15 protein-coding genes are annotated in these 20,868 nt (G+C 72.4%); 9 read left to right on the plus strand and 6 right to left on the minus strand.

What is annotated here, in order from left to right; all coding sequences use genetic code 11:
• Positions 1–218: 218 nt before the first annotated feature.
• Positions 219–788 carry an ATP-binding protein gene (locus ACH5AR_RS22985; RefSeq protein WP_396303334.1) on the minus strand — a complete coding sequence of 190 codons (570 nt, stop codon included), beginning with the start codon at positions 786–788 and terminating at the stop codon, positions 219–221.
• A 252-nt stretch (positions 789–1,040) separates the two neighbouring features.
• On the opposite strand from ACH5AR_RS22985, the gene ACH5AR_RS22990 reads away from it, so the two are divergent.
• Complete coding sequence (locus ACH5AR_RS22990; protein ID WP_396303335.1) at positions 1,041–1,814, plus strand: aminotransferase class IV family protein; 774 nt, start codon at positions 1,041–1,043, stop codon at positions 1,812–1,814.
• 53 nt (positions 1,815–1,867) lie between these two features.
• Complete coding sequence (locus ACH5AR_RS22995) at positions 1,868–2,791, plus strand: SUMF1/EgtB/PvdO family nonheme iron enzyme (RefSeq protein ID WP_396303336.1); 924 nt, start codon at positions 1,868–1,870, stop codon at positions 2,789–2,791.
• Positions 2,792–2,964: 173 nt separating this feature from the next.
• Here ACH5AR_RS22995 and ACH5AR_RS23000 read toward each other — a convergent pair whose 3' ends face one another.
• Positions 2,965–3,354: an oleate hydratase gene (locus ACH5AR_RS23000; protein WP_396303337.1), complete on the minus strand. Its 390-nt coding sequence runs from the start codon at positions 3,352–3,354 to the stop codon at positions 2,965–2,967.
• Positions 3,355–3,635: 281 nt separating this feature from the next.
• Here ACH5AR_RS23000 and ACH5AR_RS23005 point away from each other — a divergent pair, with 281 nt between their 5' ends.
• From ACH5AR_RS23005 to ACH5AR_RS23020, 4 genes are all read left to right on the plus strand, one after another.
• Positions 3,636–4,199, plus strand: coding sequence for a universal stress protein (locus ACH5AR_RS23005; RefSeq protein WP_396303338.1), 564 nt, complete (start codon positions 3,636–3,638; stop codon positions 4,197–4,199).
• An 830-nt stretch (positions 4,200–5,029) separates the two neighbouring features.
• Complete coding sequence (locus ACH5AR_RS23010; RefSeq protein ID WP_396303339.1) at positions 5,030–5,629, plus strand: GNAT family N-acetyltransferase; 600 nt, start codon at positions 5,030–5,032, stop codon at positions 5,627–5,629.
• Between the two features lie 113 nt (positions 5,630–5,742).
• Entirely contained in the window at positions 5,743–6,675 is a 933-nt protein-coding gene (locus ACH5AR_RS23015) for a Clp protease N-terminal domain-containing protein (protein WP_396303340.1), read from the plus strand.
• 91 nt (positions 6,676–6,766) lie between these two features.
• A complete protein-coding gene (locus tag ACH5AR_RS23020) occupies positions 6,767–7,447 on the plus strand; it encodes a GPP34 family phosphoprotein (protein ID WP_396303443.1) in 681 nt (226 codons plus the stop codon).
• Positions 7,448–7,560: 113 nt separating this feature from the next.
• Here the strand turns inward: ACH5AR_RS23020 and ACH5AR_RS23025 are convergent, their stop codons facing one another.
• A complete protein-coding gene (locus ACH5AR_RS23025) occupies positions 7,561–7,977 on the minus strand; it encodes a DUF3592 domain-containing protein (RefSeq protein ID WP_396303341.1) in 417 nt (138 codons plus the stop codon).
• Positions 7,978–8,175: 198 nt separating this feature from the next.
• Between ACH5AR_RS23025 and ACH5AR_RS23030 the strand changes: the two genes are divergently transcribed.
• Positions 8,176–9,156, plus strand: a complete 981-nt coding sequence (locus ACH5AR_RS23030; RefSeq protein WP_396303342.1) for a right-handed parallel beta-helix repeat-containing protein — start codon at positions 8,176–8,178, stop codon at positions 9,154–9,156.
• Between the two features lie 131 nt (positions 9,157–9,287).
• Here the strand turns inward: ACH5AR_RS23030 and ACH5AR_RS23035 are convergent, their stop codons facing one another.
• Positions 9,288–10,463, minus strand: a complete 1,176-nt coding sequence (locus tag ACH5AR_RS23035; protein ID WP_396303343.1) for a serine hydrolase domain-containing protein — start codon at positions 10,461–10,463, stop codon at positions 9,288–9,290.
• A gap of 201 nt (positions 10,464–10,664) precedes the next feature.
• Positions 10,665–11,831 (minus strand): serine hydrolase domain-containing protein, encoded by a 1,167-nt coding sequence (locus ACH5AR_RS23040; protein WP_396303344.1) that lies wholly within the window; start codon positions 11,829–11,831, stop codon positions 10,665–10,667.
• 689 nt (positions 11,832–12,520) lie between these two features.
• On the opposite strand from ACH5AR_RS23040, the gene ACH5AR_RS23045 reads away from it, so the two are divergent.
• Both ACH5AR_RS23045 and ACH5AR_RS23050 read left to right on the plus strand, forming a co-directional pair.
• Positions 12,521–18,820: a DNRLRE domain-containing protein gene (locus ACH5AR_RS23045; protein WP_396303345.1), complete on the plus strand. Its 6,300-nt coding sequence runs from the start codon at positions 12,521–12,523 to the stop codon at positions 18,818–18,820.
• A 113-nt stretch (positions 18,821–18,933) separates the two neighbouring features.
• Positions 18,934–19,470: a hypothetical protein gene (locus tag ACH5AR_RS23050; RefSeq protein WP_396303346.1), complete on the plus strand. Its 537-nt coding sequence runs from the start codon at positions 18,934–18,936 to the stop codon at positions 19,468–19,470.
• Positions 19,471–19,519: 49 nt separating this feature from the next.
• Here the strand turns inward: ACH5AR_RS23050 and ACH5AR_RS23055 are convergent, their stop codons facing one another.
• A complete protein-coding gene (locus tag ACH5AR_RS23055; RefSeq protein WP_396303347.1) occupies positions 19,520–20,791 on the minus strand; it encodes an NAD(P)/FAD-dependent oxidoreductase in 1,272 nt (423 codons plus the stop codon).
• Positions 20,792–20,868 lie beyond the last annotated feature (77 nt).

Genomic DNA, 20,868 nt, shown 5'->3' on the forward strand with positions numbered 1-20,868 from the left:
CGACTCGGTCTGCGTCTGCACCTCGCGGAAGCCCAACTGGCCTCAACTCTCCTTTCATGATGCCGAGTTACTAGGAGGGTGAGCGCCCCCGCCGCCTCGCGCGAATCGCGGGGGTTTCGAGTCGCACTGGCGATGCGGGGGCGCTCGGAGTGACCACCGTCGGGGGGCGTCGACGCCGGCCACTCGCTGGGGGCCCACTAAGGGTGGGCGGTCCGGGATCAGAGTTCGCGGAGGGCCATCAGGGCGCGGGCCACCACCAACGGCGTGTCCTCATAGGAGCGCCCGGTCGCATCCTTGTCGCGGGCGCTGCCCTTGCCGCCGGCGCTGTCGTCCCCGAACCTGGGGTCCCGCGCAGCAGTCAGCAGCTCCGACCAGACGACCTTTCCAGCGGAACCGGGATCGTAGTAGTAGCCCCACAGTTCGCTCAGCGCCTCTACCAGGAAGACGCCCCGGCCGCTCTCCGCATCCTCCCCAACCGACTTGACCACAGGCGGTCGGTCGTCATGGTCGTGGACAAGGATCGTCAGACGTCCGCGTTCGAGCCAGAGGGTCAGGGTCACGGTTCGCACCTGCGACAGTGGGGAGTACGGGGAGATCTCCTCACCCGGGCGTGAGTCTCGGATGGCATTGGTCACCAGCTCAGACACAATGAGCCGTGCCGTCTGGACGGTTTCCGGCGGAACCTGCCAACAGCGGAGCACATCAACGGTGTGCCGCCGGGCCCACGCTACTGCGTTCGGGGTGTCAGCCAGTGCCAACTGGCTGAAACCGGGGCGTGCTTGTGACACGGAGTGTCCTCCCAGGTCGGGAGTTGCTAGGGGTGAAGGCTCGCCGTGCGGTTCTCGCTCATCCGCGTTAGAGGGCAGCAGATCGTGAACTGTCCGACCGGGAGGCCAACGTTGTGTGACTAGGCTGGCGCTGGAGGTAACTGGTCCGGTACGTCCTGACCCTGCCCCGGCTCTGAACTTTCACCGAACTTCGCTGCCCTCACCGGAGGGAACCCAGCCTGCCCTCTCAGGACCGGTGCCATGCTTGGCGGCATGGCAGAACTGAACGGAAGCCCGATCGGTCTGGAGCAGCTCCAGGCCCTTGCCCTGACGAACTACGGGCACTTCACCTCAATCCGTGTGGAGGACGGCCACGTGCGCGGCCTCCACCTCCACCTGGCGCGCCTGGCCCGTGACTGCCGAGCCGTCTTCGACTCTGACCTCGACCTCGACCTCGTCCGGGAGTTCGCCCGTCGTGCTGCGCCGTCCTCCGGGGCCTGCGTCGTCCGGGTGACGGTCTTCGACCCTGCCCTCGACCTCGGACACGTCGGAAACGACGCCCACCCCCACATCCTGGTGACCACCCGGCCGGCCGGACCGCTCCCCCTTCCCGCGATGCGTGTCCAGTCCCTCGTCTACACCCGAGACATGCCGGCCGTGAAGAGCGTGGGTCTCTTCGGCTCGCTCCGCCACCGCCGCAACGCGCAGCGGGCTGGCTTCGATGATGCGCTCTTCACGGACGTCGAGTCCGTCATCTCCGAGGGTGGCACCTGGAACGTTGGCTTCGTCAAGGGGGATCAGGTCATCTGGCCGGATGCCGAGTGCCTGGTCGGCACAACCATGGAACTGCTGCGGCAAACCCACCCGTCGTCTGCCGCAACCATTCGGCTTCGCGACCTCTCCGAGTTCGACGCCGCGTTCGCCACCAACATCGGCATCGGCGTGCGAGCAATCAGCGCGGTGGACAACGTCGTCTATCCGGACGCACATCCCGTAATCGAACAACTGCGTAAGGAGTACACGGAACTGCCGGGGGACCTACTCTAGGTACTCCCCGCGCGGGAGCGACGGGTTAAGGGTTGTGGGGTGGAGGGGCCGCGTTGGCGACCGTAGAAGTATGGACCGGTGTTGAGGTAAAGGCGCTTCGGAAGGCGAAGCGGATGAGCATCGAGGCGTTCGCGGCTCACCTCGGCATCAGCGACCGCATGGTCTCGAAGTGGGAGGCAAGGGGAACAGGTATCACGCCTCGTCCGGTCAACCAGGCAGCTCTGGATACGTCGCTGGCCGCATCCGGCCCCGAAGTCCACGAACGCTTCGTTCGGTTGATCGGTACCTCAGATACTGTGCTCTCCGACCAACCCGCAGAGGCTGAATACCTCTTGCCGCGACAACACCAGATCACCCACCCCGGTGACGGCAAACGCATGGCCCTTGTCGAAGCCGGGGTGTTCCTTGCTGGCCCCGAGAAAGCGCCGATCTGGCTGCCCGACTTTTACATCGACGTCTTCCCGGTCACAAACTCGGACTACTCGCGCTTCGTCTCTGCCACGGGACATCCGGCTCCGCGCCACTGGCCCAAGGGAAAGTGCCCGGACGGGTTGTTCGATCACCCTGTTGTCTTCGTTACTTGGCACGACGCCGCTGCGTACGCGGCGTGGGCTGGCAAGCTTCTACCGACCAGCCAGCAGTGGGAGAAGGCCGCCCGTGGGCCTCGTGGCGGCGTCTATCCCTGGGGAGATCAGCAGACGCCAGCGAAGTGCAACAGCCGAGAGAGCGGAATCGGTCGGACAACACCGGTGAGCCGGTACCACAGTGGTGTCAGCCCGTACGGCGTCTACGACTTGTGCGGAAACACGTGGGAGTGGTGCGCCGACGAGTCCGCCCCGGGACGTCGCGAACTCAAGGCTGGCGCGTTCACCAGTCCCTTTGCGCGGGCGACGCCGGCTGCTTTCAACGATGCCGACACGACGATGTTCGATGACGACACCGGCTTCCGGTGCTGTACGACGCAGCTCTCCGTCTAACAGGCAGGGGCGTGGGGCGCGTCGGGAAGCATGGGGGCGCGGGGCTGGCACCCAGCACCTCATGGGGTTCCGCAGGCCGGGAACAAGGTGTAAAGGCGGGGCGGGGCCCACAGACTCCCTGATCGTCACCGCAAGACCTGGGTCAGACACCTTGGAGTAGCCGTACTACTCGGCTAGTTTCCGCAGGTCAGAACGAGATGGTGGGGTGTACACTCGCCCTTGAGCCAGTAGAACTCGTCCAGGACGGACGCGCCCTCGACCTCCAGTGAGGGCACCGAGCGGAAGAGGTCCCACAGGCACTCCATGTGGTCCTCCAGCTCGCGCCCGCCGCGGACCACGAAGCCCTTCTCGGGCACCTTGATCCCGTCCAGCGCGCCGCCGGCCAGCTTCAGCCGCTCCAGGACGGTGATCCGCTCGCCGGGCACCTGCCCGTCCCGGACCAGGAAGGCCGCCCCGGCCAGCGCGGCCAGCCCCGACCCGACGAACCAGGCCCGCTTGCGTTCGGCGCCCTCGGGCTTCCTCGGCCGGGCGAACGCCTCGTAGTTGCCGCTGCTGTAGTACAAGCCCGTGCTCCCTAGAAAGCTGGAACGTTCGACATCGAACCGCCCGCCGGGCATGCCTGGTCCCTGCGGGCCGTCTCCATCCACCCACCCGCTGGTGATCTTCGCCCGCTGAATGGGCCGAACGGGTGAAGCGCGGGCGGCCGGGGAGACCGACGGGCCGCGTAAGGAGCGCGTTCGGAACAGCGCGCGCGCCGTCAGGAAGCCGTCAAGGAGGCCAGGTCAGCGCCGCTGCGGCGGTTGGCTGGAGCACGACCGGGGACGCGACCACACGAGGACGGATCATGCACGGCAGCGGGCGGCACGAGGACGGCACGGCACCCAGGGTGGTGGTCGGGGTCGGCGGGTCGCCGGGGAGCCTGGCCGCCCTGCACCGCGGCCTCGCCGAGGCCCGCGCCCGCGGCGCCGTCCTGGTGCCGGTGCTCGCCTGGGAGCCCCCCGGCGGCGAGCACGGCTACCGTCGCTCGCCCTGCCCGCCCCTGCTCGCCGCCGTCCGGGACGCCGCCGGACAGCGGCTGCGGGACGCCCTCGACGCGGCCTTCGGCGGCGTCGACCCCGGCGTGCCGCTGCGCCCGGTGGTGGTCCGCGGCGAGGCCGGCCCCGCCCTGCTGCACGTCGCCGACCGGCCGGACGACCTGCTGGTCCTCGGCCCTGCGGGCGGCCCGCTGCGCCGCCGGCTGCGCCGCGCGGTGCCCGGCTACTGCGTCCGGCGGGCGGTCTGCCCGGTGCTGACCGTTCCGGTGCCCGAACTGCTGGGCGAGCTGCGGCGCCTGGAGTCCGCACGTCTCCGTGCGCGCCTGTGCCCGCCGTTGGGGTCCGCGCCGCAGGCCCTCGGGGCGCGGCGGTAGTCCGCGGTGCGGAGCTGCTCGGCCCGCCCCGGCGGCACCCGCGACCACCCCGTGTCGTCGCGGCTGCCGGCCGCCACCGCGGGCACCGTGGCCCTGCTCGCCGACGGCGTGCCGGCGCCGGTGCTCGGCACCCTCGGTGGACTGGACGCCGGGCCGCTGCCGTTCGCCGGCTGCCCGGCGCTGCCCGGCGCTGCCCGGTGCTGCGCGGCCTGGTCGCCTGGTCGGCCTGGTCGGCCGGCTCTGCCGCAACGCCTTCGCCCGGCACCGGCACGGGGAGCGCGGTCGGGCGGATTCCCGGCCGGAGGTGGGGCTTGACGAGCCGTCGGCCGCGGCGGCCTCGCCGGCCGCTTTGCCGGCCGCCCTTCCGTACCGCACGGGACGGCTGCCCCGGCTGCGCCACCGCGACGCCCTGCGTCGAGGAGTGTCCTGTCGGCCGCGCTGCCCGTGGACGGCCGGCCCGTCCGGAGGGGCCTCGCCGGTCGGGGCTCCGGTCGGGATCCGGGAGCCCCGACCGGCCCGCTGACCTGGGAAGCCGGGCAGGGGGAGCGCCGCCGGTCCGGACGGCGGACCTGGCTCCGGAACGGGCCCGCCACGGCCGGCCCGCGCACCGGCGGGGGAGTCGGGGCGCGGTCAGACGGTCGGGTCGCGCTCCCTGCCGGCGGGCCCCTCGGCGGCGGTACCGAGCGGGCCGATCGGCCTCGACGGTCTGTCAGGAGGCCCGGCCCGTTGCGGCGGGCGGTACGGTCGCACGGGTGCCGACGGACCTCCATGGACGCGCATCCACCGGCCCTCGCTGCCCGGACGGACATAAGGGCGCGCACGATGTCCGTATGCAGATGACCAATGTTCCGCAGGCGGCGACCCCCGAAGACGCGCCGTTCATCAGCCGATCCCTGGCTCTGGCCTTCGAGGACGATCCGATGATGTGCTGGTTCTTTCCCGACCAGGCCACCCGGCGGGAGCGATTGGGCCGTTACTTCGCCACGCTGTTCGCCCGGCAGTACGGGCGGTACGGGGTGTGCGAGCGGACGGCGGGTGCCGCCGCGTTCTGGATACCGCCGCAGGCGCAGGACAAGGCCGTCCCGGACGAGGAGATGCTCCGGGAGCTGGCGGAGATCCTCGGCGACCGGGCCGAACCGTTCCGGCGCTCCGTCGAGGCGGCCGCCGCCAACGTGCCGCAGGAGCCGCACTGGTACCTCGCGGTGATCGGCGCCGACCCGGCCGCCCGGGGCCTGGGGCACGGCGCCGCGCTGCTGCGCTCGGGGCTGGCCAAGGCCGACGCGGCGGGGCTGCCGGTCTACCTGGAGTCCTCCAAGGAGGCGAACCTCGCGGTCTACGGGCACTTCGGCTTCGAGGTGCTGGAGGAGGTCCGCCTGCCGGAGGGCGGGCCGACGCTCTGGGTGATGCGGCGTCCGGCGGCGAGGCCGTAGCCCGTGCGGCCGGCGGCGGCCCCCTCCTGACGTGTTCTCGACGTGCAGGAAATGCCCAAGGGAGAGCAAAGCGCGCCTATGGTTCAGGCAAAGCCGAAGTCGTGGAGGGGCCGATGGAAACGACCGTGCTGGAGCCGGACTGGCATGCGCTCGGCGAGCCGGGCGACGGGCGATTGGGGACGGAGCACCTGCTGATCGCGGTGGCCGGGGAGGCGGGCCCGGCCGGGGAGGCCCTCGCGGCCGCCGGGGCGGGCGCGGACACCCTGCGCGCCCTGGCCCGGGAGCGCCGGGGGCGCTGGGCGGCGGACGAGGGCCCGGCCGCCGTGCCCGCCCGGGAGGTGCTCGGCGCCACCGGCGGCGGACGGCCGCTGAGCGAGGCCGCTGCCGCCGCGTTCACCGCCGCGACCGGGCAGGCCCGCCGGGACGGCGCGTCCGCCTGCACCGCCTCGCACCTGCTGCGCGTCCTGCTCGCCGACGGGCCGCACGGCTGCAACCGTGCCGTCGAGCTTCTGCGCGCGGCCGGCGTCACGCCCCGGGCCGTCCTGGACCGGCTCGACGGCGCCGCGCCGCCCGACGGCGGGCTCGACCCGCTGCTGCGCCCCACCCGGGAGGCGCTGCTGGCCCGCCGCGCGCCCCGGGCCCCGCGCTGGAAGCACTTGTGGCAGCCGGGCTCCGGCGGCCCGGCGGCCTGGATCCGACGGGAGGCCGACGCCCAGGCGGAGCGCCTCGGGCGCCGCACGCCCGGCACCGAGCACGTCCTGCTCGCCCTGCTGGCCGTGGGCGAAGTGGTCCGCCGCGAGCCGGGGTTGGCGCAGCAGGCCGGAGTCGGCGAGGCGCTCATGGGGCTCGGCCTCGACTACGGCCGGGCGCGCGCCGCGCTCGACGCCGGAGGGGTGACGCTGCCCGCCGACCCGCGATCGGTCGAGGCCTACCTGGCCGACGCCGCAGGCCAGGGCACGGATCGGCTGGTCCGGGCGTTGTTGGAGGAGGACACCCGGGCCCGGCGCCTGGTCGAGGCCCTGCGTGCCCAGGGTCCGCGGGCCTGACGTCCGCGGGCCTGACGTCCGCGGGCCCGGCCCGCCGGGCCGCCGAGCGACCGAGTCACCGACTCACCGCGTGGAGAAGAAGGGACACCCGATGCACGTCACCCTCGCCGAGGAGCTGATGCTGCTCTCGCTGGACGACGAGTCCGGCGTGGCGAAGGACGCCCCCACCGCCGCCTGGGCCGCCGCGGGCGGCATCCTGGCCGAGTTGGTGCTGGCCGGGCGGGTCACGGTCGAGGACGGGCAGCTCACCGTCACCGACCGCACCCCGACCGGCGATCCGCTGGTGGACGGACGGCTGGCCCGTCTCGACGCCTGGGCCGCCGGGCGCCGCCCCGGCCGGGCCAAGGCGGCCGACTGGTTGACCACGGACCGCACCACGGCGGTCGCCGACACCGTCGCGCGGCTGTGCGAGCGCGGTCTGGTGGTCGAGGAGCGGCGGCGCGCGTTCGGCATCTTCCCGGTCCGCCGCTACCCGGAGGCGGACGGCACGGTGGAGCGCGAACTGCGCGGGCGGCTGGCCGCGGCCGTGCTGGACGGCGCCGAGCCGGACCTGCGCACGGCGGCCCTGGTGGCGCTGCTGCACGGTGCGCGGCTGCACCGGCTGGCCTTCCCCGACCTGCCCCACCGGCAGGTCGAGCCGCGCTTCGCGCAGATCGCCGACGGCGACGGCGCGGCCGAGTCCGTCCGCGAGGCGATCCGGGCCGTGCAGCTCACCATGATCGCCGTCACCACCGCGGCCACCGTGGCGGCGACCAGCGCGGCGACCGTCTGAACCGAGGCGGGGCCGCCCGGTGCCCGGTCCCGCGCTGGGGCGGGGCCGCCCGGTGCCCGGTCCGGCGCTGGGGCGGGGCCGCGCGCAGCCCTGCGTGCGGCCCCGGGCACCGTTCAGAGCACCGTGGCGCCGAGGGTGATCGAGCCGAGCACCACCAGCAGCCCGAGCGCGAGGAACCCGTACTCCAGGCCGGCCCGCTCCCGTCCGTCCACCAGCACCTGCCGCGGATCCGCCGGGTCGTACCGGACGGGGACGAAGCCGCCGTCCGGCAGGGGGTGGCGGGCGGTGGACGGGACGGGGGAGAAGACCTCGACGACCCGGCCGTCCGCGGTCTCGAACTGGAGCAGCGGCCTCGGCGGCAGCGCGCGCTCCTCCGGCGCGAGCGCGCGCTCGCGCACCAGTGCCCGCACCGGGACGCCGACCCGGCGCAGCCGACGCAGGTCACGCAGGCCGACCGCCCCGGCGAGGTAGGCGACCACGCCGCCCAGCGCACCGAACACCACCACGGCGAATCCGGCCGTACCGCCCATGGCCGTCTCTCCCTGTCCGAGCTTCCAGCTTCCGGGCCTTCCCGGCCTTCCCGGATCTCTCTGACTTCCCAGGGCTCCAGTATCACGCGGACGGGGTGCTCTTGACGCCTCGGAATGGTCCAGTCCACTCTGGACGGCGGCATGTTCCTGCCACCACGGGCCGCCCCCGGCCGGCCCCGACCCCAAGGAGCACCCTCCGTGCCCAGGCGCCTCGCAGTCCTCGCCGCGCTCGCCGTCCTCACCCTCGGCTGCGCCGCCCCCGCGGCCGTGGCCACCGGCTCCGCCCCCGCCGCCCCGGCGGCCGTGGTCAGGGTCAGTACCGCCAAGCAGCTCCAGAGCGCGCTCGCCGCCGCCGTGCCCGGCCAGACCATCCAGCTCGCCGACGGCACCTACGCCGGCAACTTCAAGGCCACCACCCCGGGGACCGCCGCCGCCCGGATCACCCTCACCGGCTCGGCGAAAGCCGTCCTGACCGCCCCCTCCGGCGGCGGCTACGGCCTCCACCTCAACGGCGCGAGCTACTGGACCGTCCAGGGCCTGACCGTCACGGGCGGGCAGAAGGGCATCATGGCCGACGCCGCGAACTACGTGGTCATCGACGACGTGACGGTCCACCACACCACCATGGAGGGCGTGCACTTCCGCAACTCCAGCGCCCACGGCACGCTGCGCGACTCGCGCATCCACGACACCGGCCTCAACCGGGACGGCATGGGCGAGGGCGTCTACGTCGGCACCGCCAACACCCTCACCGACCACAGCGACTACGTGCAGATCACCGGGAACACCTTCGGCCCGAACATCGGCGCCGAGAACGTCGACCTCAAGGAGGGCACCGTCGGAGGCCTGGTCTCCGGCAACTCCTTCGACGGCGACGGCCTCACCGGGCGCAACTCCGACGACTCCTGGGTCGACGTCAAGGGCAACGGCTACGTCATCGAGAACAACACCGGCCGGCGCACCACCGACGACGGCTACCAGACCCACAGCCTGCAGCCCGGCTGGGGCTGCGGCACCGTCTTCCGGGGCAACCGCTCCGACCTCACCGGCGCCACCGGCCCGGACCGGTACGCGATCGACGTGACGAACTACGCCGCCACCTGCAAGGTCACCGTCGCCGCGGACAACACCGTCACCGGGGGCCGGGGCCTGGTGAACCCCGGCGTCCCGGTGGGCTGATCGTCCGGGACCGATCGTCCGGGCCCGACCGTCCGGGCCTGATCGTCCGGGCGCGGCTACCGCGGGCCGAGCGGAGGTCCCCGTTCGGTGTCCGGCCCCCGCGCGGGAGCCGGACGGAACGGAGGGGTGGGTCAGCGGCAGAGGGCCGCGTCCAGGGCGGCCGCCATCTGCCGCACGCCCTCCTCGGACGGGACGGTGGTGACGGCGATGCCGGCGGCGCGGCCGTCGTCGGTGACGCCGCCGCGGGACCGGTAGCCGGGGGCGGTGCCGCCGTGGCCCCAGGCCAGGCCGCCGCAGGAGAGCGGCCTGCTCTGCAGGCCCAGCCCGTAGCGGACACCCGGGCCCAGGAGTTCGGCGGGGACGGTGGTGCGCATCTCGGCGAGCTGTGCCGCGGGCAGGAGCCGGCCGCCGAGGAGCGCGGTGAAGAAGGTGTTGAGGTCGGTGTTGGTGGAGACGAGCGCCCCGGCCGCCCAGGCCATCGAGGAGTCCATGTCGGTGTACTCGACCGGGGTCGCGTCCGGCGAGCTCCGGTAGTAGCCCTTGGGGTGCGCCTCGTGGATGGTCGTGTCGCCCGTGGTGGGGAAGTAGGTGTGGCGCAGGCCGATGCGGTCGATGACGCGCTTGGTGATCTCCTCGCCGACGGGCCGTCCGGTGACCTTCTGGACGAGGAGCCCGGCGACCAGGTAGTTGGTGTTGCTGTACGCCCAGTCGGTTCCCGCCGGGAAGAGGGCCTTCTGGGCGAGGGCGCCGTCGAGGAGGTCGCGCGGCTCGAAGTAGCGGAACTGGACGGTCAGGTAGTCCGCGAGGGCCGGGGCCTCCATGTACTCGGGCAGGCCGCTGGTGTGCTGGAGCAGCTGCCGGACGGTGATGGCGCGTCCGTCGATGCCGTCGCCGCGCAGCAGGCCCGGCAGGTAGGTCTCGACGGGTGCGTCGAGGCCGACCTTCCCCTCGGCGACGAGCTGGAGGACGACGACGGCGGTGAAGGTCTTGGTGTTGCTGCCCGCGCGTATCTGCCCGTCGACGGGGGGCTTGGCCCCGGTGGAGAGGTCGCCGACGCCCGCGGTGTAGGTGCGGGTGCGCCCGTCGCGGCCCTTCACGGAGGCGAGGGCGGCGGGCAGTCCGTCGTTCTTGACCAGCGCGTTGAGGCTCTGCTGGACGCCGTCCGGCCTGCCGCCGGCGAACGCCGCGGTCGGTGCCACCACGCCGGCCGCCAGGACACCCGCGGCCACGGTGGCCACGGCCGCCGCCACCGCGGGCCGGCCGCGGCGGTTTCGGCGGGCCGGGCTGTGCTGTACGTGCTCGTGCACGGAGGAACTCCTCTGCTGAAGTGGGGACTTGCCGGGATGTGCGGGTTCCGCGCACCTGGGGCGGGCCGGGGCGTGCCGGGGCGTGCCGGGGCACGCGGAACCCGTTGGTGGTGCCGGTTCAGGCCGGCCCGGGCGGGGCCACCGGGGCCGGAGCGGCCGGCGGGGTCAGCCTGAACCGGTGGGCCGGAGCAGCCGGCGGGGTCAGCGGCACAGGGCCGCGTCCACCGCGGCGTCGAGGTGCTGCCCGGCCTCGTCGCTCGGGATCGCCGTCACCGCGAGGCTGACGGCGCGGCCGTCGTCGGTGACGCCCCCGTTGGTCTTGTAGCCCGGGATGGTCCCGCCGTGGCCCCAGGCCAGGCCGCCGCACGAGAGCGGGCGGCTCATCAGGCCCAGCCCGTAGCCGGCGCCGGGACCGAACGCCTCGGCGGGGACGGTGGTACGCATCTCGGCGAGCTGTGCCGCGGGCAGGAGTCGGCCGCCGAGGAGCGCGGTGAAGAAGGTGTTGAGGTCGGTGTTGGTGGAGACGAGCGCCCCGGCCGCCCAACCCCAGGACGGGTCCAGCTCCGTGTAGTCGCGCAGCGAGCCGTCGGCTTCCCGGTGGTAGCCCTTGGGGTGGGCCTCGTGGACGGTGGTGTCGCCCGGGGTGGGGAAGTAGGTGTGGCGCAGGCCGATGCGGTCGATGACGCGCTTGGTGATCTCCTCGCCGAGGGGCCGTCCGGTGACCTTCTGGATGATCAGGCCGGCCAGCAGGTAGTTGGTGTTGCTGTACTCCCAGCGCGTGCCCGGGGCGAAGTCGGCCTTCTGGGCCAGTGCCGCGTCGAGGAGTTCGCGCGGCTCGTAGTACCGCTTCGGGTTGGCGAGGATGGCCTCCTTGTCCACGTAGTCGGGCAGGCCGCTGGTGTGCTGGAGCAGCTGCCGGACGGTGATGGCGCGTCCGTCGATGCCGTCGCCGCGCAGCAGGCCCGGCAGGTAGGTCTCGACGGGTGCGTCGAGGCCGACCTTCCCCTCGGCGACGAGCTGGAGGACGACGACGGCGGTGAAGGTCTTGGTGTTGCTGCCCGCGCGTACCTGCCCGTCGACGGTGGGCCTGGCCCCGGTGGTGACGTCGCCGACGCCCGCGGTGTAGGTGCGGGTGCGCCCGTCGCGGCCCTTCACGGAGGCGAGGGCGGCGGGCAGGCCGTCGTTCTTGACCAGCGCGTTGAGGCTCTGCTGGACGCCGTCCGGCCTGCCGCCGGCGAACGCCGCGGTCGGTGCCACCACGCCGGCCGCCAGGACACCCGCGGCCACGGCGGTCACGGCCGCCACCGCCCGGTGCCGGCCGCCCCGGCGGGAAGGCTGGACGCGGCTGTGCGGTGTGTTCTCGTACACGGAGGGACTCCTCTGGATGGACCGTTCCGGTGATTTCCGGCCTGATCAAGAGGACCATTCGAAGGCGGGGGAGTTCGTCCGCACCCAGGACGAAACCGCACCCGGGAGCCCGCTCCGGGAGACGCCCCGGGGCCAGGACCGTGCTCCTGGCCCGGCTGGCTCGCTTGTGGGGCTTCGGGGCTGGTGGGTTGCGAGCGCCACCACGGCACGAATGCCCGTCGGAACTGCGCCGACCTGGTCGAACCCACCCCGACCGCATGGCGAAGAGCGGTCCACCCTTACTTCGCCCGCCGGCAGCGCGAGGGAGTGTTCGAGCGTTCGAGCAGCTCGACGGCCTTCTTCGACGCCTGGTCCGCACCTCCGAGGGCCGTGTCCGGAGCCGGCGCCCTGCATTCTGGACGCACGGGCGGACCGTCCTGAGGGCGGGCCCGCACTGTTCCCCACCAATACGCCACGGTAGACCCGCGCGGTCGCCACGGGTGCCCCACATTCCACTTGAATAACAGCTACGGGGCTTCCTGGGAACTTCTTGAGTGCCCTTGTCCTGACAGGACGCCATATCGTGCATTTCTTCCTTGCATACGATCCGTGCGGTCCCACCACGCGGGCGGGATCACGACAAGGGAGATGATGTGCGCGATCGCATATCAGGGCGCCGCGGGCGGTCGATGCCGCCGGGTGTCCGGGGGGTGGGCGTCGCCGTGGCGATGGCCGTCGCGGTGTCGGTGCTGACCGGGACGGAGACCGCGCTGGCCGCCGCCGGGCAGGGCAAGCCCGTTGGGCCGCAGGGCGGTCAGAGTGCGCAGTGGGCCACCACGGCGGCCGATGTGCCGTCGGCGAGGGTCGCGGCGCGGCTGTCCGGGCAGCGGGTTGAGGCGCTGTCCGAGCGGACCGAGACGTCGACGACGTGGGTCAACAAGGACGGTTCGCTGACCACCGAGCTCTTCGCCGGTCCGGTGCGTTTCCGGCGTGGCGGGGAGTGGACGGACGTCGACCTGACCCTCCAGCCGCAGGCGGACGGTTCGGTGGCGCCGAAGGCGCACCCGGGCGGGCTGAAGTTGGCCGCGCCGGGCGGTTCGCAGGCGAAGTCGGTCGCGGATCCGCAGGCGGGCAAGGACGAGGACCGCACCCTGGTGACGCTCGGAGAGGGCGAGCAGCAGGTCGAGCTCCAGTGGAAGGGCGGTCTGCCCAAGCCGGAGCTCGACGGCACGAAGGCGACGTACAGGAACGCGATCGCGGACGGCGCGGCGGACCTGGTGGTGGAGGCCACCCGGACCGGTTTCGAGCAGTTCACGGTGCTCAAGCAGCGCCCCACGACGGCCGGTTATTCGTACACGATGCCGCTGAAGGCCAAGGGCCTGAAGGGGGAGGCGCAGGGGGACGGCAGTGTGCTGTTCACCGACCGGAAGACCGGTGAGAAGCGGGCCGTGCTGCCTGCGCCGGTGATGTGGGACGCCACCTCGGTCGCCGGATCGCACGAGCACCCGAACCGCGCGAAGGTCGACCTGAAGGTCGTTCAGCACGGCGAGGACATCGACCTGGTGTTCACGCCGGATGCGGCATTCCTGGCCGATGCGAGGACGCAGTACCCGGTGACCGTCGACCCGTCGACGATCGCGCTGGGCAACGTCTTCGACACGCGGGTGCAGAAGGGCGAGACCGTCGACTGGTCGGCGGACACCGAGCTGTACTGGGGCAACCCGGGTACCAAGAACGCCGACGGCTCCTCCCGCGAGGCCCGCGCCTTCATCAACTGGAACACCGGGCCGATCGCCGACGCGCTGGTGATGAACGCGACGCTGTCGCTGTGGAACTTCCACTCCGGCAACAGCGACTGCGCCGCCTACGCCTGGGACGTCTACGACACCGGGCTCGCGTCCACCGCGTCCCGATGGACCGCACAGCCGGCCTGGAACTCCAAGTCCGTCTCGTCGAACGAGACCGCGGGCCGCACCGGCTGCCAGAACGACGGCTGGATCAACGCCGATGTCACCAACCTGGTGCAGACCTGGACGTCGGCGAAGAAGTCGACGTCCGGCATGGGCCTGCGGGCGCCGGACGAGACCAACACGAAATACTGGAAGGAGGTCAACTCCTCCGAGGCCGGCTCGAACGTGCCGAAGCTGACGGTCACCTACAACTACCGCCCGCGCACCGGCACCGACCAGCAGGCCGGCTCGCCGTTCTACAAGGACGCGACCGGCACCTGGTGGGTCAACTCGACCACGCCGACGTTGCGGGACACCTTCGTCGACCCGAACAACGACAAGGTCACCGGCACCTTCCAGATCTTCGACAACGACACCAACGCGCAGGTCGGCAACGTCCTGGTCTCGCCGTACGTCGCCTCGGGCCAGCCCGCTTCGGTGACCGTCCCGGCCGGCCTGCTGGCCAACGGCAAGACGTACCGGTTCCGGACCTCGCCGTTCGACGGCATGCACTACAACCTCGGCTGGTCGCCGTGGGCGTACTTCACGGTCGACACCTCCAAGCCGTCCGCGCCGTCCGCGATCACCTCGCCCGACTACCCGTCGGGGCAGTGGGTCAAGGGCGCCGGCCAGGCCGGCGTGTTCACCGTGACCCCGTCCTCGGGTGGCCAGAGCGCCCTGGAGTGGACGCTCGACGGCACCAACTGGACGAAGGTCCCCACCAGCGGCTCCAACGCACCCGTCAACCTGACGGTCACCCCGGACAGGGCCGGCACCCAGACCCTCCAGGTGCGGGCCACCAGCCGGGCCGAGAACAAGTCCGAGGCGCTGTCGTACACCTTCCAGGTCGGCGCCGGTGGGGTGGTCTCGCCCGACGACGGCACCCGCACCGCGGCGCGCCTCCCGCTGATCGCCGAGGCCGACGCCGCGAAGTACAACGCCGTCAGCTTCTCCTGGCGCCGCTCCGACGCCGACCCGTGGACCACCGTCCCGGCCGCCGACGTCACCAACGGCGGCAACACGGTGACCTGGCCCGTCGCACTGAACGCCGGCAAGAGCCCGTCGCTCACCTGGAACGCCACCCGCACCGTCAGCCCCGACGGCGCGGCGCAGCTCCGCGCCGACTTCACGGGCCCGAACGGCTCCGCCGTCTCCTCCGAGGGCGTCAAGGTGGTCGTCGACCGCAAGGCGTCCGGCGCCGCCTCCTCGCAGGTCGGGCCGGGCACGCTCAACCTGCTGACCGGTGACTACAGCGTCTCCGCCACCGACGCCTCGTTCTTCAACCTGTCGGTCGGCCGTACGCACTCCTCGCGCGACCCGAAGGCCGCGGCGAACCAGGACGGCCAGGCCGCGATCTTCGGGCCGAACTGGACCTCCGGCGTGGGCGCGGACATCTCCCAGTCCGCCTACACCGAGATCCGCAAGACCTCGAACACCTCGCTGGACGTGGTCCTCACCGAGGGCGGCACCGTCGCTTTCACCGCCGACGCGGCCGGCAACGGTTGGGTCCCGGAGCCCGGCAGCGAGGAACTGACCCTGCGCGGCTCCTTCGCCTCGGGCGACTTCACCCTGTCCGACACCGGTGGCTCGGTCACCACCTTCGCCAAGGTCGACCCGGCCGTCGCGACGTGGACGGTGACGTCCAGCCTGCATGACGGTATCGACAACTCGACCTCCACGGTCATCTCCGAGAAGACCGTGGTGAACGGCAAGACGCTGGCCCGGCCGAAGTACATGATCGCGCCGACGTCGGCCGTCACCGCCGCCGCCTGTGCGGCCAACCCGGCGACCAAGGGCTGCCGCGTCCTGCAGTTCGTGTACGCCAGCGCCACCACGGCCACCGGCTACACCAACGGCGGCGACTTCGGTGACTTCGCCGGTCAGGTGTCGACCATCAAGCTGTGGGCCACCGCCCCCGGCGCGGCCAACGCCACCGCCACCGATGTCGCCACCTACCGCTACGACCTGGGTGGCTCGCTGCGCCAGACCTGGGACCCGCGCCTCGGCGCCGGAACCATGACTCAGTACTCGTACGTGGCCGCCGCCGACTCTAACGGTGCGCTGTCCGGCATCCTGCCGCCCGGCGTCAACGGCGGCTACCACATGGCCTACGGCAACGTCGCGGCCAACCCGTCCGCCGGCGACGGCATGCTCACCAAGCTGTGGACCAACACCCTCGCCCAGGGGACGAACACCGTCAACGGGACTGCCAACACCACGATCGTCTACGGTGTGCCCACCGGTGGCAGCAAGGCCCCCGAGGATCTGTCGGTCACCGCCGGCCTGACCTGGGGCCAGACCGACCTGCCGACCGACGCCACCGCCGTGTTCCCTGCCGACCAGGTCCCCGCCTCCAACAGCGGCACCGACCTGAACGCGGGCGACTACACCCGGGCCACCGTCAACTACCTGAACGCCTCCGGCCGCCAGGTCAACACGGCCACTCCCGGACACCGGATCACCACCACCGAGTACGACAAGTGGGGCAACAGCGTCCGCACGCTCTCCGCCACCAACCGTGAACTCGCCCTCGGTGCCACCGACGCCGCCAAGGCCCAGCTGGCCGATCTCGGCATCAACACCCTGCCCAGCACCGAGCGCGCCCAGTTGCTCTCCAGCACCAGCGTGATCAGTGTCGACGGGCTCCGTGAGACGGAGAGCTACGGCCCGCTGCACCGTGTCACCCTCGGTGCCGACGTGGTGTCCGGCGGCGCGACGGTCGCCAAGGCCGGTACCCAGGCGGTCTCCCGCACCCGCGTCGTGAAGACCTACGACGAGGGCCGCCCGACCGACGGCACCGCCAAGGTCAAGGACCTGGTCACGTCCACCGTCACGGGTGGCGCGCTGCGGGCCTGGCCGGACGTGTTCGTCGAGACCCGCAGCGAGAAGCGGGTCTACGACTGGGTCCTCGATGTCGCCACCCAGCGCATCCAGGATGTCGGCGGCCTGAACCTCACCACCGTCACCGGCTACGACAGCCAGGGCCGGGAGATCTCCAAGTCCCTTCCGCGGTCGAACGGTTCGGACGTGGGAACCACCCGCACCACTTACTGGTCCGCCACCGGCACCGGTGCCTGCGCGGGTCGCCCCGAGTGGGCGGACCTGGTCTGCCGGACCGGCCCGGCCGGTGACATCGCCGGCGGTGGCTCCAACCCGACCCAGCTGCCCTCCAAGACCGTCCAGTACGGCCTGTTCGGGCAGATCACCCAGACCGACGAGACCGCCAACGGCGTCACCCGCACCACCACGATCACGCCCGACGCCGCCGGCCGCCCGGTGACCGCCACCGTCACCGGCGGCATCGGCACGGCGGTGGCGCCGATCACCACCACCTACGACCCCACCACCGGCGCGGTCACCAAGCAGTCGTCCGGCAGCGGCGGCTCCATCACCAAGGCGTACGACGCGCTCGGCCGTCTGGTCTCCTACACCGATGCCGACGGCTCGACCACCACGACCCAGTACGACGCGCTGAACCGGCCCGTCACGGTCACCGACAGTGTCCCGTCCACCACCACCTACACCTACGACACCGCCGTCGACCCGCGCGGCCTCGCCACCTCGGTCACCGACTCGGTCGCCGGCACCTTCACCGCCCGCTACGACGCCGACGGCTCCGTGGTGACCCAGGGCCTGCCCGGCGGGTACACCATGACCGAGCGCCACGCTCCGACCGGCACCGCCACCGGCCGCGTCTACACGCGTGACAGCGACGGCACGGTCGTGCTCTCCGACGGCATCACCGAGACCGTCCAGGGCCAGCGGGCCACCCACACCGGTACCCCCGGCGTCACCGCGGCCCAGACCTACACGTACGACAACGCCGGGCGTCTGACGACCGTCCAGGACACCTCTCCCGACGCCGTCTGCACCACCCGCAGCTACGGCTTCGACAACAACACCAACCGCACCTCGCTCGCCACGGCCGTCGCGGCCCGCGGCACCGACTGCGCCACCACCGGAGCGACCACCCAGACCAACACCTACGACTCCGCCGACCGCCTGGTGAACCCCGGTTACACCTACGACGCGTTCGGCCGCACCACCGCCCTGCCCGGATCCACCGTCGCCTACTACAACAGCGACCTCGTCCAGCAGCAGACCACCGGTGCCAACCGCCAGACCTGGACCCTCGACCCCGCCCAGCGCTTCCGCGGCTGGACCACCGAGACCAACACCGCCGGCACCTGGACCCAGAGCGGCACCAAGACCAACCACTACTCCAGCGACAGCGACAGCCCCAGCTGGATCGCCGAGGACGGCGCGGGCAACCTCACCCGCAACGTCGGCGGCCTGGTCGGAGGCCTCGGCGCCACCACCACCAAGACCGGGGGCACCGTCCTCCAACTCGCCAACCTGCACGGCGACATCGCCCTCCAGCTCCCGCTGGACACCTCCCAGGCTCCGGTCGCGCTCGACAGCGACGAGTACGGCAACGCCCGGGCCGGCCAGGCGGCCGCCCGCTATGGATGGCTGGGTGCACAGGAGCGGTCCGCGGAGACCGTGGGGTCGGTCATGCTGATGGGCGTCCGGCTGTACAACCCGGCCTCCGGCCGCTTCCTGTCCGTCGATCCGGTGGCCAACGGCAGCTGCAACCGGTACGAGTACACCTGTGCCGATCCGCTGAACAAGTACGACCTCGACGGCAACGCGCTCATGGAGCGCGTCCAGACCGACTGCAACTACTACAACTGTGTCCGTATCCGGCGCATCTGCGACAAGTCGAGCCGCAAGTGCTCGCTCCAGTGGGACATGTGGTTCCGCCAGGGCTGGGCCGGCGCCTACATCTACGCGGGCTGGCGCTTCCAGCTCTCCGTCAACGGAAGCCAGGTGACCGCCGGCAGCTACAGCCACGGTGAGCTCGGCTGGTACAACTTCCACGGGTACTGGTACGGAAACGGCGCCCGCGGGAGGCACAGCTGCTACGGGTTCTTCACCTGCTGGCTCCAGCCGGGCGACTCCGTTCAGTTCAACGCCACCGGCAAGGCCGCGATCGGCGTCGCCCAGTTCTACTGGCAGCGGTTCCAGAACTTCGGCGGCGGCGGCAGGTACTCGGGATAGGGCCTGAGAGTCTCCAGGACCCGTTCCACCGCACGACCCGTTCCGCACCGCACCGACCCGGCCGGTTCCTCCGGCCGGGTCGGCCCTTCTTCGTCGCCAGGAGACAGCACCCAATGAACGACCCCGAGTTCGAGGCCCGCTACGAGGACCGCTTCGCGCACTGGCTGGAACGCATGGCCTGCGAGGTGGCCGTCCTGCCGACGGGCGGGTCGGCCGCCGACTGGATCCGGCGGGTCTACCGCGAGCACGGCGAGCTGCCCGCGGAACGCTTCGCGTGGCTCGCCTTCGACCACAAGTGCCGGACCGTCACGGAGGCGCTCCGCCAGGTGACGGCCGACGTGCGGGCGTCCACGCACCACGACCCGGAGATCCTGCCGGAGTTCACCAACCCGACCCCCGGGCTCCCGGCGGGCGACGTGGCGGTGGCCGGATCGGTGATCCAGTCGTTCGACGGGCCGCGGGTGTGGGCGGAGGTCGCCGACGCCGTCCAGTCCTACCTGGCCGACCGGTACCGGACGGTGTGGCCGCTCTGTCCGCGCCACCGGGCGGGCCTGCACGCCGTCACGCACGACGCTGCAGCCGTCTGGTGGTGCAGCGTCGGGGACCACCCGGGCGACCGGATCCCGGCCGGCGGGCCGACGGCGGCCTGACCGGCGGCGATCGGTCGGCTGCTCGCCGGCCCGGGGTTCCGGCCGGGCGTCAGACGTCGCCGAGGGGGACGTCCGGGTTCGTCAGGCGGTCGGCGTCCACCGCGCGGCCGGAGCGCACCAGTTCGCGGATGGGGTCGGTGACGTCCCAGACGTTGACGTTCATCCCCGCGAGGACCCGGCCGTCCTTGAGCCAGAACGCGATGAACTCGCGGGTGGCAGGGTCGCCGCGGAACACCACCCGGTCGTAGCCGTCGGGCTCGACGTAGCCGACGTACTCCGCACCGAGGTCGTACTGGTCGGTGAAGAAGTAGGGGACGCGGTCGTACACCGCGTCGGGCTGTCCGAGCAGGGCGCGGGCGGCGGTCTGCGGCTGGTTGAGCGCGTTGGCCCAGTGCTCGACCCGGATGTGCCGGTCGAACAGCGGGTGGTAGGCGTTGGCGACGTCGCCGGCGGCGTAGACGTCCGGGTCCGAGGTGCGCAGGTGCCGGTCGGTCTTGATGCCGTTGTCGACCTCCAGCCCGGCCGCCTCGGCGAGGCCGGTGGTGGGCGTGATGCCGATGCCGACGACCACCGCGTCGGCCGCCACCGTGGTGCCGTCGGCGAGCTTCACGCCGTTCACCGTGCCGCCCCCGCCGGTCAGTTCGGCCACCCGGACGCCGAAGCGCAGGTCCACGCCGTGCTCCCGGTGGAGGTCGGCGAACACCTGGGCGACCTCCCGGCCGAGCACCCGCAGCAGCGGCAGTTCGAGCGCCTCCAGCACCGTCACCTCGGCGCCCGCCTCCCGGGCCGCGGCCGCCACCTCCAGCCCGATCCAGCCCGCGCCGACCACCGCGATCCGGGCGCCCGGCCGCAGCGCCGCCCTGATCCGGTCGCTGTCCTCGACCCGGCGCAGGTAGAGCACCCCGTCCTGGTCCGCGCCGGGCACCGGCAGCCGGCGCGGCACCGAGCCGGTGGTCAGCAGCAGCTTGGCGTACTCCACCCGGCCGTCGTCGGCGAGCGTCACCGTGTGCCCCGCCGGGTCGATCGCGGCCACCGCCGTGCCCAGCCGCAGTGTGACGTCGTTCTCCGCGTACCACTGCGGCGGGTGGACGTAGACCTTCTCCCGGGGCGTCTTGCCCTGGAGGTAGCCCTTGGACAGCGGCGGGCGCTCGTACGGGCGCTCGTGCTCCTCGCCGATCAGGACGATGCCGCCCCGGTACCCGGCCCCGCGCAGCGCCTCGGCCGCCTTCGCACCGCCCAGGGACGCCCCGACGATGACGACCGGACGCTCCCGCCCGTCCGCTCCGCTGGTCCCGGTCTCCGTGCCCGCCGTGCCCGCCATGCTCGACTCCTCGTTCTCCGGCCGTGGTCGGGGCACAGCCTGCCGCCGTCCGGGTGGTCTGTCGAGACCGCGCCTGG

The organism is Kitasatospora sp. NPDC018619 (genome assembly GCF_044391605.1).
Taxonomy (GTDB): Bacteria; Actinomycetota; Actinomycetes; order Streptomycetales; family Streptomycetaceae; genus Kitasatospora.